This window comes from Pedobacter miscanthi (assembly GCF_003315595.1).
Classification (GTDB): Bacteria; Bacteroidota; Bacteroidia; order Sphingobacteriales; family Sphingobacteriaceae; genus Pedobacter; species Pedobacter miscanthi.
On the sequence record NZ_QNQU01000034.1, the window covers coordinates 25,988 to 41,070 of the forward strand.

26 protein-coding genes are annotated in these 15,083 nt (G+C 38.4%); all 26 read left to right on the plus strand.

Going from position 1 to position 15,083, the window contains the following annotated elements; genetic code table 11:
* Positions 1-157 precede the first annotated feature (157 nt).
* The 26 genes from DRW42_RS25975 to map all read left to right on the plus strand — a co-directional run bounded on the left by DRW42_RS25975 (position 158) and on the right by map (position 15,083).
* Positions 158-1,414, plus strand: coding sequence for a prephenate dehydrogenase (locus tag DRW42_RS25975; protein ID WP_113951790.1), 1,257 nt, complete (start codon positions 158-160; stop codon positions 1,412-1,414).
* Between the two features lie 54 nt (positions 1,415-1,468).
* Positions 1,469-1,816 (plus strand): hypothetical protein, encoded by a 348-nt coding sequence (locus DRW42_RS25980; protein WP_113951791.1) that lies wholly within the window; start codon positions 1,469-1,471, stop codon positions 1,814-1,816.
* Positions 1,817-1,978: 162 nt separating this feature from the next.
* On the plus strand, positions 1,979-2,812 hold the full coding sequence (locus DRW42_RS25985) for a sulfite exporter TauE/SafE family protein (RefSeq protein ID WP_113951792.1): 834 nt from the start codon (positions 1,979-1,981) through the stop codon (positions 2,810-2,812).
* On the plus strand, positions 2,812-3,207 hold the full coding sequence (locus DRW42_RS25990) for a DUF1634 domain-containing protein (protein ID WP_113951793.1): 396 nt from the start codon (positions 2,812-2,814) through the stop codon (positions 3,205-3,207). Before DRW42_RS25985 ends, DRW42_RS25990 begins: the two co-directional genes overlap by 1 nt.
* A gap of 425 nt (positions 3,208-3,632) precedes the next feature.
* Positions 3,633-4,250 carry a 50S ribosomal protein L3 gene (gene rplC, locus DRW42_RS25995; RefSeq protein ID WP_113951813.1) on the plus strand — a complete coding sequence of 206 codons (618 nt, stop codon included), beginning with the start codon at positions 3,633-3,635 and terminating at the stop codon, positions 4,248-4,250.
* A gap of 4 nt (positions 4,251-4,254) precedes the next feature.
* Positions 4,255-4,884, plus strand: a complete 630-nt coding sequence (gene rplD / locus DRW42_RS26000) for a 50S ribosomal protein L4 (protein WP_113951794.1) — start codon at positions 4,255-4,257, stop codon at positions 4,882-4,884.
* Between the two features lies 1 nt (position 4,885).
* The gene (rplW, locus tag DRW42_RS26005; RefSeq protein ID WP_025145221.1) at positions 4,886-5,176 is read left to right on the plus strand and encodes a 50S ribosomal protein L23; all 291 of its coding nucleotides are present in this window, start codon (positions 4,886-4,888) and stop codon (positions 5,174-5,176) included.
* 20 nt (positions 5,177-5,196) lie between these two features.
* On the plus strand, positions 5,197-6,021 hold the full coding sequence (gene rplB / locus DRW42_RS26010) for a 50S ribosomal protein L2 (protein WP_113951795.1): 825 nt from the start codon (positions 5,197-5,199) through the stop codon (positions 6,019-6,021).
* Positions 6,021-6,287, plus strand: coding sequence for a 30S ribosomal protein S19 (gene rpsS, locus DRW42_RS26015; protein ID WP_010599906.1), 267 nt, complete (start codon positions 6,021-6,023; stop codon positions 6,285-6,287). The genes rplB and rpsS overlap by 1 nt, the downstream gene beginning before the upstream one ends.
* 7 nt (positions 6,288-6,294) lie before the next feature.
* Entirely contained in the window at positions 6,295-6,657 is a 363-nt protein-coding gene (gene rplV / locus DRW42_RS26020; protein ID WP_113951796.1) for a 50S ribosomal protein L22, read from the plus strand.
* Positions 6,658-6,664: 7 nt separating this feature from the next.
* The gene (gene rpsC, locus DRW42_RS26025) at positions 6,665-7,507 is read left to right on the plus strand and encodes a 30S ribosomal protein S3 (protein ID WP_113951797.1); all 843 of its coding nucleotides are present in this window, start codon (positions 6,665-6,667) and stop codon (positions 7,505-7,507) included.
* 40 nt (positions 7,508-7,547) lie between these two features.
* Positions 7,548-7,970: a 50S ribosomal protein L16 gene (rplP, locus tag DRW42_RS26030; RefSeq protein ID WP_113951798.1), complete on the plus strand. Its 423-nt coding sequence runs from the start codon at positions 7,548-7,550 to the stop codon at positions 7,968-7,970.
* 74 nt (positions 7,971-8,044) lie between these two features.
* Positions 8,045-8,257 (plus strand): 50S ribosomal protein L29, encoded by a 213-nt coding sequence (gene rpmC / locus DRW42_RS26035; protein WP_113951799.1) that lies wholly within the window; start codon positions 8,045-8,047, stop codon positions 8,255-8,257.
* Positions 8,258-8,267: 10 nt separating this feature from the next.
* Positions 8,268-8,522, plus strand: coding sequence for a 30S ribosomal protein S17 (rpsQ, locus tag DRW42_RS26040; protein ID WP_010599901.1), 255 nt, complete (start codon positions 8,268-8,270; stop codon positions 8,520-8,522).
* Between the two features lies 1 nt (position 8,523).
* The gene (gene rplN, locus DRW42_RS26045) at positions 8,524-8,892 is read left to right on the plus strand and encodes a 50S ribosomal protein L14 (RefSeq protein ID WP_113951800.1); all 369 of its coding nucleotides are present in this window, start codon (positions 8,524-8,526) and stop codon (positions 8,890-8,892) included.
* A 1-nt stretch (position 8,893) separates the two neighbouring features.
* Complete coding sequence (rplX, locus tag DRW42_RS26050; protein ID WP_109929319.1) at positions 8,894-9,235, plus strand: 50S ribosomal protein L24; 342 nt, start codon at positions 8,894-8,896, stop codon at positions 9,233-9,235.
* Entirely contained in the window at positions 9,232-9,798 is a 567-nt protein-coding gene (gene rplE / locus DRW42_RS26055; RefSeq protein ID WP_113951801.1) for a 50S ribosomal protein L5, read from the plus strand. The genes rplX and rplE overlap by 4 nt, the downstream gene beginning before the upstream one ends.
* On the plus strand, positions 9,798-10,067 hold the full coding sequence (gene rpsN / locus DRW42_RS26060) for a 30S ribosomal protein S14 (protein ID WP_010599897.1): 270 nt from the start codon (positions 9,798-9,800) through the stop codon (positions 10,065-10,067). The genes rplE and rpsN overlap by 1 nt, the downstream gene beginning before the upstream one ends.
* 153 nt (positions 10,068-10,220) lie before the next feature.
* Positions 10,221-10,619: a 30S ribosomal protein S8 gene (gene rpsH / locus DRW42_RS26065; RefSeq protein WP_010599896.1), complete on the plus strand. Its 399-nt coding sequence runs from the start codon at positions 10,221-10,223 to the stop codon at positions 10,617-10,619.
* An 18-nt stretch (positions 10,620-10,637) separates the two neighbouring features.
* Entirely contained in the window at positions 10,638-11,195 is a 558-nt protein-coding gene (rplF, locus tag DRW42_RS26070) for a 50S ribosomal protein L6 (protein ID WP_113951802.1), read from the plus strand.
* Positions 11,196-11,200: 5 nt separating this feature from the next.
* Complete coding sequence (rplR, locus tag DRW42_RS26075) at positions 11,201-11,554, plus strand: 50S ribosomal protein L18 (protein WP_113951803.1); 354 nt, start codon at positions 11,201-11,203, stop codon at positions 11,552-11,554.
* 17 nt (positions 11,555-11,571) lie between these two features.
* Positions 11,572-12,090, plus strand: a complete 519-nt coding sequence (rpsE, locus tag DRW42_RS26080; RefSeq protein ID WP_010599893.1) for a 30S ribosomal protein S5 — start codon at positions 11,572-11,574, stop codon at positions 12,088-12,090.
* Between the two features lie 4 nt (positions 12,091-12,094).
* Positions 12,095-12,274, plus strand: coding sequence for a 50S ribosomal protein L30 (rpmD, locus tag DRW42_RS26085; RefSeq protein ID WP_010599892.1), 180 nt, complete (start codon positions 12,095-12,097; stop codon positions 12,272-12,274).
* Positions 12,275-12,410: 136 nt separating this feature from the next.
* Positions 12,411-12,857, plus strand: coding sequence for a 50S ribosomal protein L15 (gene rplO / locus DRW42_RS26090; RefSeq protein WP_025145210.1), 447 nt, complete (start codon positions 12,411-12,413; stop codon positions 12,855-12,857).
* A 7-nt stretch (positions 12,858-12,864) separates the two neighbouring features.
* A complete protein-coding gene (gene secY, locus DRW42_RS26095) occupies positions 12,865-14,205 on the plus strand; it encodes a preprotein translocase subunit SecY (RefSeq protein ID WP_025145209.1) in 1,341 nt (446 codons plus the stop codon).
* 92 nt (positions 14,206-14,297) lie between these two features.
* On the plus strand, positions 14,298-15,083 hold the full coding sequence (gene map / locus DRW42_RS26100) for a type I methionyl aminopeptidase (RefSeq protein ID WP_113951804.1): 786 nt from the start codon (positions 14,298-14,300) through the stop codon (positions 15,081-15,083).

Sequence of the window (15,083 nt, forward strand, 5' to 3'; positions counted from 1 at the left end):
TTTGATTGTAAAGCTACATTTTTATCTATTTCTGCTTTAATCTATTTTTGATTAGGGTGGATGAAAAATAAATAAAATTGTTTTCCTTTTTACCTCTAAATAACAATTTTATCTTAGTTTTATTATAAAATTATTTACGATAGGTTACTTTTGTTGCATGCAAATAGGAATTATTGGTTTGGGCGATATGGGCAAATTATATGCAATATCGTTTGTAAATGCAGGTTATAAAGTATGTGGGGCCGATATGCCTTTACGTTTCGCCGATTTAAAAAATGAGCTCGAGCCAAAGGCAATCGAAGTACTGATTGATGGACATGAGGTGGCACGTAAATCAGACTTTATCATCTATTGTGTTGAAGCCGAAAAAATTGATGAAGTGGTAGCTACTTTTGCCCGATCAACAAAGTTTGGGGCTATAGTTGCCGGACAAACTTCTGTTAAACACCCCGAGATTGCAGCTTTCGAAAAACACCTCCCGGAAGATACGCAGATTGTAACCTGCCACTCCTTGCATGGGCCGGCTTTTAGTCCCGAAGGGCAAACCCTGGTGGTGGTGCGCCACCGTGCAACCGACGCTGTTTATGCACAGGCTTTGGAGATCTACAAATCCTTAAAATCGAACATTATTGAAATGGACGATTACCGGGAACACGACCGCATTGTGGCCGATACCCAAGCCGTTACACACATGGGTTTCGAAAGCATGGGATCGGCCTGGAAAAATGCAGGTTTTTTCCCGTGGGATAATCCTGCTTATGCCGGAGGAATTGATAATGTAAAGATTTTAACTACCCTAAGAATTTTTAGCTACAAATCGCACATTTATGCCGGTTTGGCGATCTTAAATCCTTATGCACAAAAACAGGTGAAATATTATGCACAGGCAGAATCAGAACTATTTAAACTGATGATCTGTGAAAATGAAGCCGAGTTTAGGGAAAAGATTTATGCTGCCCGTGATTTTGTTTTCCACGAGAGCCGTTCGCTTTTGCTGCTGGATGATAATATTATGAAAGAATTCAGCCTGTCGGATGCCAACCATAAACAGAAACCCAATTCGCATTTAAGTTTGCTCAGCATGGTGTATGCCTGGTATAAAATGGGCGTAAACCCTTACGATAACCTGATCTGCCAAACTCCACCTTTTAAACTGAGATTGGGCATTGCCGAATATCTTTTTAAAAATGAAGCGATGTTAGAAGAATCGATCAGCACCGCTTTGTACGATAGATCCATCCGTGGCGATGATTTGGAGTTTCATACCGCCGTGCACGAGTGGGCATCTATTATTGGTTATGGTGATTTAAAAGGTTATAAAGAGCATTTCGAAGCAGCCAAATCATTTTTTGCCAACCGCTTAAATGATGGAAGGGATTTGAGTGCGGAGATGATTAAGAGACTGGGGAAATGATCTAAGATGTGTAATGGAAGATGGATGATGGTTTAAAGTTTATGAGGAAACCAAATGAGTGATAAGTTTAAAGTAGCTATAACACTTCTTGTTATAACAATCCTAGTACTTTTGGGTTTATTTATGATAAACAAATCTTCAAAAAAGGATCAACAAGAGCGAATTGGTTTTATTAAAAGTGGATATGATTATGGAAAAGGTCTGATTATAAACATTAAACCTTATAAAGGGCATTCTATTAAAGTAAAATATCAGGTAAATCATGTTGATTATTCATTTGATGGAGGATGGGATATAAATCCTAAGGGTTTACAGGTAGGCGATTCCATAAAGTTCAAATATGCTGTTACCAAGCCTCAATTTATTTTAACAGAACTGGAAAGTGAATATGATGAGTTGTGATGTTTATCCTTTTTATTTTTCCATTATCCATTTTACCTCTTCCATCACCCGTTTCTTCCACATTTTCCATCCCCCATCTTACATCATCCATATACCATATAGACTTTATTTTATTCCTTTAAACCTTCGTTTAGCCAAAAACAGTACATTATATTTGCCCGCATGTCGGTTTTGCTGTTTACCATTATCGTTTTATTAGGTGCTTTTTTAGCCGGATTATTAGGCTCCTTAACGGGCTTGGGCGGTGGTGTAATTATTATCCCCTTGCTAACACTGGCATTAGGGGTCGATATTCATTATGCCATTGGCGCATCCATCGTTTCGGTTATCGCTACCTCATCAGGTTCGGCTGCTGCTTATGTTAAAGAGGGTATCACCAATATCCGCATTGGGATGTTCTTGGAGATTGCCACTACAATTGGGGCTGTTTGTGGTGCTGTTGTAGCCGTTTACCTCAATGCAAACTACATTGCCATTCTTTTTGGCTGCATACTTATTTTCTCGGCCATCATGACTTTGAAGAAAAAGGTAGATCACACAACTAAGGATGATACCGACAAATGGGCCAGATTTTTTAAACTCAACGGATCTTTTCCTGATAAAGGAACCGATCATCCGTATGCAGTAAAACATGTTCCGGGTGGTTTTTTAATGATGCTTTTTGCAGGTACACTATCTGGCCTGTTAGGTATTGGCAGTGGGGCCTTAAAAGTAATCGCTATGGATAACATTATGCGTTTGCCTTTTAAAGTATCAACCACCACCAGTAATTTTATGATGGGCGTTACCGCTGCAGCCAGTGCGGTAGTTTACCTGCACCGCGGGCAGATTGATCCTGGTATTGCCATGCCTGTATGTATCGGCGTATTAACAGGTGCATCTTTAGGCTCAAAGGTTTTATTAAGAACCAAAACCGATAAACTTAAAATGGTATTTGCGGTAGTGGTAGCCTTTTTGGCGCTGCAAATGATTTATAAAGGTATAAGCGGATTATAATGGAAACAGCGAAAAAAGAAAACTTAAACGATAAAGACATTCAGGTGATATTAGGCACTTTGCTTCGTGCAGGTGTAATCATTTCGATGGCTATTGTATTATTGGGAGGCGCTATTTTCCTGATCCATAACAAAGGTGCCATCACCGATTATAAAGTTTTTAAACCCGAACTGAACAAGTTTTCTTCAATAGCAGGTATATTTAAAGGGATATTAACCTTCCAGGGTGATGCCATTGTACAGTTTGGTATCCTCATGCTCATTTTTACACCCATCGCACGCATCGTTTTTGCCATTTTCAGCTTTTTAATAGAGCGCGATTATCTATATGTGCTGATTGGGATTATTATTCTAACCATTATCACCATCAGTTTAAATGGTGGAATAGCACATTAGTCTTGTTTCATTGAAAACAACCTTTTTTAATGCTGTGATTTGCGGTAGGCTATTGATATGTGATTTGCATATTTATGGCTGTACTGAATTGATTATTCAATTTATTTGCAATATAATTACCAATAGGATTGAAGATTAGTTTAACCTGTTGATTTTAGGCACTTCTTTTATGGTTTTTCGAGGCAAAACGATATCTAAAGTGCTTTTAATCAAATTTATACGCCTCGCTTTAAATAAGCTAATAGCCCATTTACCTCCCTTTTCAGGCTAAAGACCATCATATCAGCAATTTATTTGAAAAAATATTTCGCTAACTATTTGAAAATTAATAATTCTTGCCTATCTTTGCCGTCCCTTTCGGGGGATGCACAACCACCTTGAACGAAGCCCTACTGCTTCGATGGGTGTTAAAATTAAAAGATAAAATGTCAGGAATTATTGGAAAAAAAGTAGGAATGACCAGTATCTTTGATGCCGAAGGAAGAAACATTCCTTGTACGGTAATCGAGGCTGGGCCTTGTGTAGTTACACAAGTAAAGACCGAAGAAAAAGACGGGTATTCATCAATCCAACTGGGTTACGATGAGAAAAAAGAGAAAAACACAACTCAACCGTTAAAAGGCCATTTCGCGAAAGCAAACACAACTCCGAAACGCAAGCTGGTAGAATTTGATTCATTTACAACTTCACTTAATTTAGGTGATGTGGTAACTGTTGATTCATTCGCAGAAGGCGATTTTGTTGATGTTGTAGGTACCTCAAAAGGTAAAGGTTTTCAGGGTGTTGTAAAACGCCACGGATTTGCCGGTGTTGGTATGCAGACTCACGGTCAGCATAACCGTTTACGTGCCCCAGGTTCATTGGGAGCATCATCATTCCCTTCACGTGTATTCAAAGGAATGCGCATGGCAGGAAGAACAGGTGGAGACAGAGTGAAAATTCAAAACTTACAGGTTTTGAAAGTTTATGCTGATCAAAACTTATTAGTAGTTAGTGGTTCCATTCCAGGAGCTAAAGGTTCTTACGTAATCTTAGACAAGTAATCAGATGGAAGTTAAAGTATTAAACATTTCAGGTAAAGAAACAGGTGCCAAGGTGCAACTTCCTGAATCGGTATTTGGTATCGAGCCTAACGACCACGCGATTTATTTAGATGTAAAACAGTATTTGGCTAACCAACGTCAGGGTACTCACAAATCTAAACAACGTAATGAGATTGCAGGTTCTACCCGTAAACTATACAAACAAAAAGGTACAGGTGGTGCAAGAGCTGGTAGCATTAAATCTCCGTTATTTAACGGTGGTGGTCGTGTTTTCGGTCCTCAGCCACGTGATTATAGCTTTAAATTGAACAAGAAATTAAAATCATTAGCACGTAAATCAGCTTTAGCTTATAAAGCAAAAGATAACAACGTGGTAGTTTTAGAAGATTTCAACTTCGATACAGCTAAAACTAAAAACTATACAAGTTTATTGGCTGCGTTAAACGTAGGTACTCAAAAAACTTTATTGGTTTTACCTGCGCAAAATAATAATATCTATTTATCAAGCAGAAACGTTCAGAAAACTAAAGTAATCTCGGCAGCAGATTTAAATACTTATGATGTATTAAACGCTGGTGTACTTGTGTTAACTGCTGATTCTGTTAAAACTTTGGAGGAGGCATTTGCCAAGTAATATGGAAATTTTAAAAAAACCAATATTAACCGAAAAAGCTTCAGCTTTAACTGAGAAATCTAACCGTTTCACTTTTAGCGTTAACCACAAGGCTAACAAAATCCAGATCAAAGCTGCTATTGAGAAATTGTACGGTGTAACCATCGTTGCAGTTAACACAATGGTTGTTGATGGAAAAGCTAAATCTCGTTACACTAAAGCAGGTTTTGTATCAGGCCGTAGCCCTAAATACAAAAAAGCAATCGTAACGTTGAAAGACGGCGAAACAATAGATTATTACGCAACCCTTTAATTTAATAATTAATTATAACTATGGGCTTAAGAAAATTTAAACCAGTTACTCCAGGTACCCGCTTCAGAGTTGGTGCTAGTTTTACGGAGATTACAGCAACCACGCCCGAAAAATCTTTGGTTGTATCATCAAAAAAGTCTGGTGGACGTAACAATACAGGTAAAATGACTATGCGCTACATGGGTGGTGGTCATAAAAAATCGTATCGTTTAATCGATTTCAAACGCGATAAATTCGATATTCCTGCAACAGTTGCTACTGTTGAATACGATCCAAACCGTACTGCCCGCATTGCATTATTACACTATGCAGATGGCGAGAAGCGTTATATCATTGCTCCAGAAGGATTGCAGGTTGGTTCGGTATTATTATCGGGCGATAAAGCAGCACCTGAAGTAGGTAACACTTTAACTTTATCGAAAATTCCATTAGGTTCTATCATCCACAACGTGGAGATCCACCCTGGAAAAGGAGCACAATTAGCTCGTAGTGCAGGTGCTTATGCACAATTAGCTGCCCGCGATGGTAAATATGCTACTTTAAAAATGCCTTCAGGCGAAACCCGTTTAATTTTGACTACTTGTCTTGCTACTATCGGTGCTGTATCTAACTCAGATCACGCAAACGAAGTATTAGGTAAAGCTGGTCGTAAACGTTGGTTAGGCCGTCGTCCGAGAACCAGACCGGTAGCAATGAACCCGGTAGATCACCCAATGGGTGGTGGTGAAGGTAGATCATCAGGTGGTCACCCTCGTTCAAGAAAAGGTGTGTTAGCTAAAGGCTACAAAACCAGAGAACTTAAAAAATATTCTAATCGTTACATCATAGAGAGAAGGAAGAAATAATGGCTCGTTCGATAAAAAAAGGACCTTATATTGACCATAACGTAGAGAAAAAAGTAAACTCTATGAATGATTCAGGCAAAAAGTCTGTAATCAAAACTTGGTCTCGCAGATCAATGATATCACCAGATTTTGTGAATCATACATTTGCAGTACACAACGGAAATAAATTTATCCCTGTGTACGTTACAGAAAACATGGTTGGTCACAAGTTGGGAGAATTTGCTCCAACCAGAACATTCAGAGGACACGCTGAAAAGAAAAAATAATTAGACAATGGAAGCAATAGCAAAATTAAACAATTGTCCAACCTCACCGCGTAAGATGCGTTTGGTTGTAGATCTTATCAGAGGTGAACGTGTAGAGAAAGCATTAAGCATTTTAAAGTTTACCAATAAAGAAGCAGCAATAAGAGTTGAGAAATTATTATTATCTGCTATTAAAAACTGGGAAGCTAAAAATGAAGGTGCCCGCCCTGAAGAAAGTCAACTTTTTGTTAAAACAATTATGGTTGATGGTGGCCGTCAGTTAAAACGCTTACGTCCAGCTCCTCAAGGCCGTGGATATAGAATTCGTAAACGTTCTAACCACGTAACGCTGATTGTAGATAGTAAAAACACAGAAACAACTCAAAACTAATTAGGAAATGGGACAAAAAGCAAATCCAATAGGTGCCAGGTTAGGAATTATCAAAGGATGGGATTCTAACTGGTTCGGTGGCAACAACTACTCCGATAAATTAGTTGAAGATGAGAAAATAAGAAAATACCTTTCTGCCCGTATCGCTAAAGGTGGTGTTGCAAAAGTAGTTATCGAGCGTACTTTAAAACGTATCACTGTAACTATCCACACAGCCCGTCCAGGTATCGTAATCGGTAAAGCAGGTGCTGAGGTTGATAAAATCAAAGAAGAGTTAAAGAAATTGACTAAAAAGGAAATTCAGATTAACATCTTTGAAATTAAACGCCCTGAACTTGATGCACAATTAGTTGCAGAAGGTGTTGCAAAACAATTAGAAGCAAGGATCTCATTCCGTAGAGCAATGAAATCTTCTATCGCATCAACCATGCGTATGGGTGCTGAAGGTATCAAAATCATGACTTCTGGTCGTTTAGGTGGTGCTGAGATGGCACGTACCGAGCAGTACAAAGAAGGAAGAGTGCCTTTGCATACATTCCGTGCTGATATCGACTATGCTTTAGCTGAAGCTTTAACCACTTATGGTAAAATCGGCGTTAAAGTATGGATCTGTAAAGGTGAGGTTTATGGAAAACGTGATTTGTCTCCAAACATTGGTGCAACAAACAACGGTCCAAAAGGCCAGTCAGAGAAACCAGCTTTCGGTGGAAGAGATAACAGAGGTGGTGGAAGAGACAACCGTGGCGGTGGTAACGACAGACGTGGTGGAAACCAAGGCGGTCGTGGTCCGGGTCAGGGTGGCCAGAACAGAGGTGGTGGCGCAGGCGCTAACAGAGGTCCTCGTAAATAATTGATTTATTAACATCGTTTAACGATTAGAACAAAATAAAATGTTACAGCCAAAAAGAACGAAGTTCAGGAAGATGCAAAAAGGCAGAATGAAGGGTTTAGCTTCTCGTGGAGCTGAATTAGCATTCGGATCTTTCGGTATCAAATCTCTAGAAGCTACTTGGATCACAAGTCGTCAGATAGAGGCTGCCCGTATTGCCGTAACTCGTTTCATGAAACGTGAAGGGCAAGTATGGATCAGGATTTTCCCGGACAAACCAGTAACTAAAAAACCTGCTGAGGTACGTATGGGTAAAGGTAAAGGTGCTCCTGAATATTGGGTAGCAGTTGTAAGACCTGGACGTGTAATTTTCGAAGCTGAAGGTGTGCCTTTAGAAATTGCTAAAGAAGCATTACGTTTAGCTGCACAAAAATTACCAATCCAAACCAAATTCGTAGTACGTAGAGATTACGTAGAAGCATAGTAAAGGTGTTGAGATGAATGTTGTAAATACTTGTTTATTATAACCGCTACACTCAACGTAAAAGAAAAAGAAAAATGAAAAATTCAGAAATCACAGGGCTTTCAAAAGAAGAATTAGTAGCTAAGATTGCGGAAGAGACAGAGAACTTATCAAAATTAAAGTTCGCTCACACTATTTCAGCTATCGAAAATCCTTCGCGTATTGCAAAAGTAAGGAAAGAGATAGCCCGTTTAAACACGCAGTTAACTAAAGTGAAAAACACTGAAGTAGCTACTGAAACTAAATAATTCGAGAGTCATGGAAAGACAATTAAGAAAAACAAGAACGGGGTTAGTGGTAAGCAACAAGATGGATAAATCTGTTGTAGTGAGCGTTGAGCGTAAAGTAAAGCACCCGATTTATGGTAAGTTCGTTAAGAAAACTACCAAATTTATGGCTCACGACGAGAAAAACGAATGCGGTATCGGTGATACAGTATTAATTATGGAAACTCGTCCTTTGAGTAAAAACAAGAACTGGAGATTGGTACAAATTTTAGAAAGAGCTAAATAAGATGGTACAACAGGAATCAAGATTAAACGTTGCTGATAACAGCGGCGCAAAAGAAGTATTGGTAATTCGTGTGCTAGGTGGAACCGGCAAACGTTATGCTTCAATTGGTGATAAAGTAGTTGTTACCGTAAAAAGCGCAATACCGTCAGGTAACATTAAAAAAGGTACAGTCTCTAAAGCAGTTGTTGTAAGAACTAAAAAAGAAATCCGTCGTAAAGATGGTTCTTATATCCGTTTCGACGATAATGCAGCTGTATTATTGAACGCACAGGATGAGCCAAGAGGTACACGTATCTTTGGCCCGGTTGCGAGAGAACTACGTGAAAAACAATTCATGAAAATTGTATCATTAGCACCGGAGGTATTATAAAATGGGAAACAAAGTAAATACACCATCAAAACTTAAAATCCGCACTGGAGATTTAGTTAAAGTAATTGCTGGCGATTCAAAAGGTCAACAAGGAAAAGTACTTTCAGTACAAATAGATAAAAACAGAGCCATTGTAGAAGGCGTTAACTTAGTATCTAAGCATACTAAACCTAATGCTGCTAATCCTAACGGTGGTATTATTAAAAAAGAAGCTGCTCTTCACATTTCTAACCTGATGTTGGTTGATCCAAAATCTGGTAAAACTACCCGCGTTGGTCGTAAACTAAACGCTGATGGTAAATTGGTTAGAGTTGCTAAAATTTCAGGAGAGGAGATCAAATAATGGCTACACCTAGGTTAAAAAGCAAATACAAAGAAGAAGTTGTAAATGCATTAAAAGAGAAATTTCAGTACAAAACTGTAATGCAGGTTCCTAAATTGGAAAAAATCTGTATCAATCAGGGTGTTGGTCGTTTCGCAGTTACCGATAAAAAAATCATGGATACTACAATCGTAGAATTGACCACCATTACCGGTCAGCAAGCGGTTGCAGCTAACTCTAAGAAAGATATCTCTAACTTCAAATTACGTAAAGGTATGCCAGTAGGTGTACGTGTTACTTTACGCGATAACAACATGTACGAGTTCTTAGATCGTTTGATCTCTGTAGCTTTGCCACGTATCCGCGATTTCAAAGGTATTAACGATAAAGGTTTCGATGGAAAAGGTAACTACACTTTAGGTGTTACTGAGCAAATCATCTTCCCTGAGATTAATATAGATAAAATCAATAAAATTTTAGGGATGGATATAACTTTCGTAACTTCGGCAAAATCTGACGTTGAAGCGCTTGAGTTATTGAAACAATTCGGATTACCATTTAAAAATCAAAAAACAGCAGAATAATGGCAAAAGAAGGTGTAAAAGCACGCGAAGTTAAGCGCCAAAAATTGGTAGCTAGATACGCTGAAAAACGTGCAGCATTAAAAGCTGCAGGAGATTTCGAAGGTTTAGATAAATTACCTAAAAACTCGTCTCCGGTACGTTTGCACAACCGTTGTAAATTAACTGGTCGTCCTCGTGGATATATGCGTACCTTTGGTATTTCAAGGGTAACGTTCCGCCAGATGGCATTAGACGGTAAAATCCCAGGTGTTAAAAAAGCATCTTGGTAATATAAATAGTATCAAGTACTACAGTATCAAGTATCGAGACCAAATGGTTTCTTGATACTTGATACTTATGTCTATTTACTAAAAAGAATTTTAACCGGTAGCAGGTCCCATCGCCGGGTGGTGACAGGAAACCACTACCATAAATAATAAAAAATGAATACAGATCCAATAGCAGATTATTTAACAAGAGTAAGGAATGCCATTAAGGCCAACCACCGTGTTGTAGAAATTCCTGCATCAAACCTTAAAAAAGAAATTACAAAAGTTCTTTTCGATAAAGGTTACATCGCGAACTACAAGTTTGAAGATACTACAGTTCAAGGCACCATTAAAATCGCTTTGAAATACAATCCGATTACTAAAGTTCCTGCTATTCGTACATTAGTGCGAGTAAGTAAACCAGGTTTGAGAAACTATGCTGGTGTTGAAAATATGCCAAGAGTATTAAACGGTTTAGGTATCGCAATCTTATCTACTTCTAAAGGTGTAATGACCGATAAAGAAGCAGCCAAATTAAACATTGGTGGTGAGGTATTGTGTCACGTTTATTAATATTAGGAGAACAGCACAATGTCAAGAATAGGAAAAGCCCCAATTACAATCCCTGCAGGTGTTACAATTACCGTATCTAACGATAACGTAGTAACTGTAAAAGGTCCTAAAGGTGAATTAACTCAAGCAGTAGATTCAGATATCACTGTAAGTCAAGAAGAAGGAATTTTAACAGTTCAACGTCCTTCAGAGCAAAAGAAACACAAAGCATTACACGGTTTATATCGCTCATTGCTTAACAACATGGTTGTTGGTGTTACAGAAGGTTACAAATTAACCCAAGAGCTAGTTGGTGTGGGTTACCGTGCTACAAACACTGGTAATACATTAGATTTAGTTTTAGGTTATTCTCACCATTATGTATTCCAATTGCCGGCGGAAATTACTGTAACTACACAATCAGAAAAAGGTCAGACTCCTAAAATTATTTTAGAGAGTATCGACAAACAATTGATTGGTCAGGTAGCAGCGAAAATCCGTTCGTTACGTGCACCAGAGCCATACAAAGGTAAAGGTATCAAGTTTGTAGGTGAAGTGTTAAGAAGAAAAGCAGGTAAATCAGCATCTAAAAAATAGTAATCATGGCAGGTAAAAAATTATCAAGAAGAGATCGTATTAAAAAAGGGATCAGAAAAAGACTTACCGGTTCGGAAGAACGTCCAAGGTTATCTGTATATAGAAGCAATAAAGGGATTTATGCGCAGGTAATTAACGATGTAACCGGTAAAACAATAGCATCAGCATCATCATTATCGAAAGATTTTACTGGTACTGGAAACAAGAGCGACCAATCAGTTGCAGTAGGTAAATTAGTTGCCGAAAAAGCAATTGCTGCAGGTGTTAAACAAGTTGTTTTCGATAGAAACGGCTATTTATACCACGGACGTGTAAAATCGTTGGCAGAGGGTGCCCGCGAAGCTGGTTTAGTATTTTAATCTGAAGAAAAAGTAAGATGTCAACTATTAATATAAAAAGAGTAAAAACCACCGATATCGAATTAAAGGATCGTTTGGTTAGTATACAACGTGTTGCCAAAGTAACCAAAGGTGGTCGTACTTTCAGCTTCTCAGCAATTGTTGTTGTAGGTGATGAAAACGGTGTTGTTGGTTTCGGTTTAGGTAAAGCGAAAGAGGTAACTGAAGCAATTGCAAAAGGTGTGGATGATGCTAAAAAGAACTTGGTAAAAGTTCCAATTTTAAACGGTACTGTTCCTCATGAGCAAATCGGTAAATTCTCAGGTGGTTTTGTATTGATCAAACCAGCTGCAGTAGGTACCGGAGTAATTGCTGGTGGTGCAATGCGTGCTGTATTAGAGAGTGCCGGTGTACACAACGTATTGGCAAAATCTAAAGGATCATCTAACCCACACAACGTGGTAAAAGCAACTGTTGATGCATTAACTAAAATGCGTGATGCTTATACAGTAGCCCAAACCCGTGGTATTGATTTAAACAAAGTATTTAACGGATAATATTATGGCTAAGATCAAAATAACACAAGTAAAAAGCGTTATCGACAGAAGCGAGCGCCAAAAAAGAACCGTTCAGGCTTTGGGTTTATCAAAAATGAACCAAAGTGTTGAGGTTGAAGCTACTCCGCAAATTATCGGTATGGTTCGCAAAGTGAACCATTTGGTAGCAATCGAAGCAATTTAAGAGAATTATCAAATGAATGAATTTTGAGTGAAAGAATGTGCATATTGCAAAACATTCAATCATTCAAAATTCAGTCATTATTTATTTATCGTTGTACCTGTTTAGTGAAAGCGAAGGGCAACACAAATTCAAAAAAATGAATTTAAGTAATTTAAAACCTGCAGTAGGTTCTACAAAAAACAGCAAAAGAATTGGTCGTGGTACAGGTTCTGGTCGTGGCGGTACTTCAACCCGTGGTCACAAAGGTGCGGGTTCTCGTTCAGGTCACAAAACCAAAATCGGTTTCGAAGGTGGTCAAATGCCTTTACAACGTCGTGTGCCTAAAGTTGGTTTCAAACCAATTAACCGTACCGAATATGTTGGTGTAAACTTAGATGTGTTACAAGCATTAGCTGAAAAACACAGCTTAACTACTATCGATTTTGCTGCTTTACAAGCACATGGTTTAGCTTCTAAAAACGACTTAGTCAAAATTTTAGGTCGTGGTGAAGTTAAAGCAAAGCTAGAAATTACAGCACATGCGTTCTCTGCAACCGCACAAAAAGCTATTGAAGCTGCAGGTGGTTCTATTGTAAAATTGTAATTATTAAATGAAGAAGCTATTTACTACTTTAAGTAATATCTGGAAAATTCAGGAATTAAAAGAGCGTATATTGTTTACGCTCTTAATTCTTTTGGTATACCGTTTCGTATCTCACGTGGTTTTACCAGGTGTGGATCCAACTGCTTTAGGCAATAACGAAAAATCAGGACTTTTAGGCTTACTGGATATGTTTGCCGGAGGTTCTTTCTCTCGTGTGTCTATCTTAGCATTGGGGGTAATGCCTTATATCTCTGCGTCAATCGTGGTGCAATTATTAGGTATTGCTGTTCCTTCTTTCCAAAAAATGCAGAAAGAGGGCGAAAGTGGTAGAAAGAAAATGAACCAGATTACCCGTTACCTAACGGTAGCGATCACAATCGTTCAATCTGTTGGTTACGTTAAAACGCAGGTTCCTGCAGAAGCTATTTTATTACCGAACACTTTATTTTTAGTATTATCTACGTTTGTATTAACGGCAGGTACATTATTTGTAATGTGGTTGGGTGAAAAAATTACTGATAAAGGTATTGGTAACGGTACATCACTAATCATTATGGTTGGTATTATTGCCCGTTTACCAGTTGCAATTTCTCAAGAGTTTAGTGCCCGTGTAGGTTCTGCCAGTGAAGGTGGTGGCCCGGTTGCTTTGGTTTTAGAGATCGTTGCATTATTTGCTGTGGTAATGTTTACCATTTTAATTGTTCAGGGTGTACGTAAAGTACCTGTACAATACGCTAAGAAAATTGTTGGTAACCGCCAGTTTGGTGGTGTTCGCCAGTACATTCCTTTAAAAGTGAATGCTGCAGGTGTTATGCCAATCATTTTCGCTCAGGCGTTGATGTTCATTCCAGGTGCTTTAATGCAGTTTGTTCCTTCTTTACAAGGTTCTTGGTTAATCCAGTTCAGTAACACAACGTCGTTGGCTTATAGCTTAACGTTCGCTATTTTAATTATTGCATTCACTTTCTTCTATACGGCTATTACAGTTAACCCAACTCAAATGAGCGATGATATGAAGAAAAACGGTGGTTTTATCCCTGGTGTTAAACCGGGTTTTGCAACATCAACTTTTATTGATGATGTAATTTCTAAAATTACTTTCCCAGGTGCGGTATTCTTAGCGATTATTGCTATTCTTCCTTCATTAGCGGTTAAATTCGGTATTAAACAAGAATTCGCACACTTCTTTGGTGGTACTTCTTTATTGATTTTGGTTGGTGTTGTATTGGATACTTTACAGCAGATCGAAAGTTATTTATTGATGCGCCATTACGATGGTTTAATGAAAACGGGTAGGGTTACTGGCAGAACAGGTGTTCCTGCAGCAAGTAGCAATGCGGCTTTGTAAATATTAATTAGTGAATTTTGAATGATGGAATGAATGAATTGCTGATCCAGCTATTCGTTCATTCAAAATTCAATCATTCAAAACTAGAATAAATGTCTAAAATCTATTACAAATCTCTTGAGGAGATCGAGTTAATAAGAGAAAGTTCCATGCTTGTTTCTAAAACCTTGGCCGAAGTGGCTAAAGTGATAAAGGCAGGCATGACTACTATCCAATTAGATAAACTGGCTTACGAGTTTATTAGTGACAACGGAGCAATCCCTGCATTTTTAAACTATAATGGCTTTCCTTACTCTTTATGTATTTCGCCAAATGAGCAGGTTGTTCATGGTTTTCCAGGCGAATATGTAATTAAAGAAGGGGATCTGATTTCAGTTGATTGTGGCGTAATCAAAAACAACTACTTTGGCGATTCGGCCTATACTTTCTCCATCGGGGAGATTGATGCCGAAAAACAGAAACTGGTTGAGGTTACAAAACGTTGCCTGGAGTTGGGGATCGAAAAAGCAGTGGCCGGTATGCGTATTGGAGATGTAGGTTTTGCGGTTCAGAACCATGCGGAAACAAATGGATTCGGAGTGGTAAGAGAACTGGTAGGACATGGGGTGGGGGTTAAGCTTCACGAGAAACCGGAAGTTCCTAATTATGGAAAGCGTGGCGCAGGACCAAAACTTGAAGAAGGAATGGTAATTGCGATAGAACCCATGATCAATGCGGGCGTTGCCGGTGTTAAATTCCATAAGGATGGGTGGACAGTAACAAGTAAAGATAATAAGCCATCGGCACATTTTGAGCACACAGTAGCCGTAAAAAAGGGCAAAGCAGAGGTTTTATCAACGTTTTCTATTATAGAAGAAGTTTTACAACAAAAAAAATAA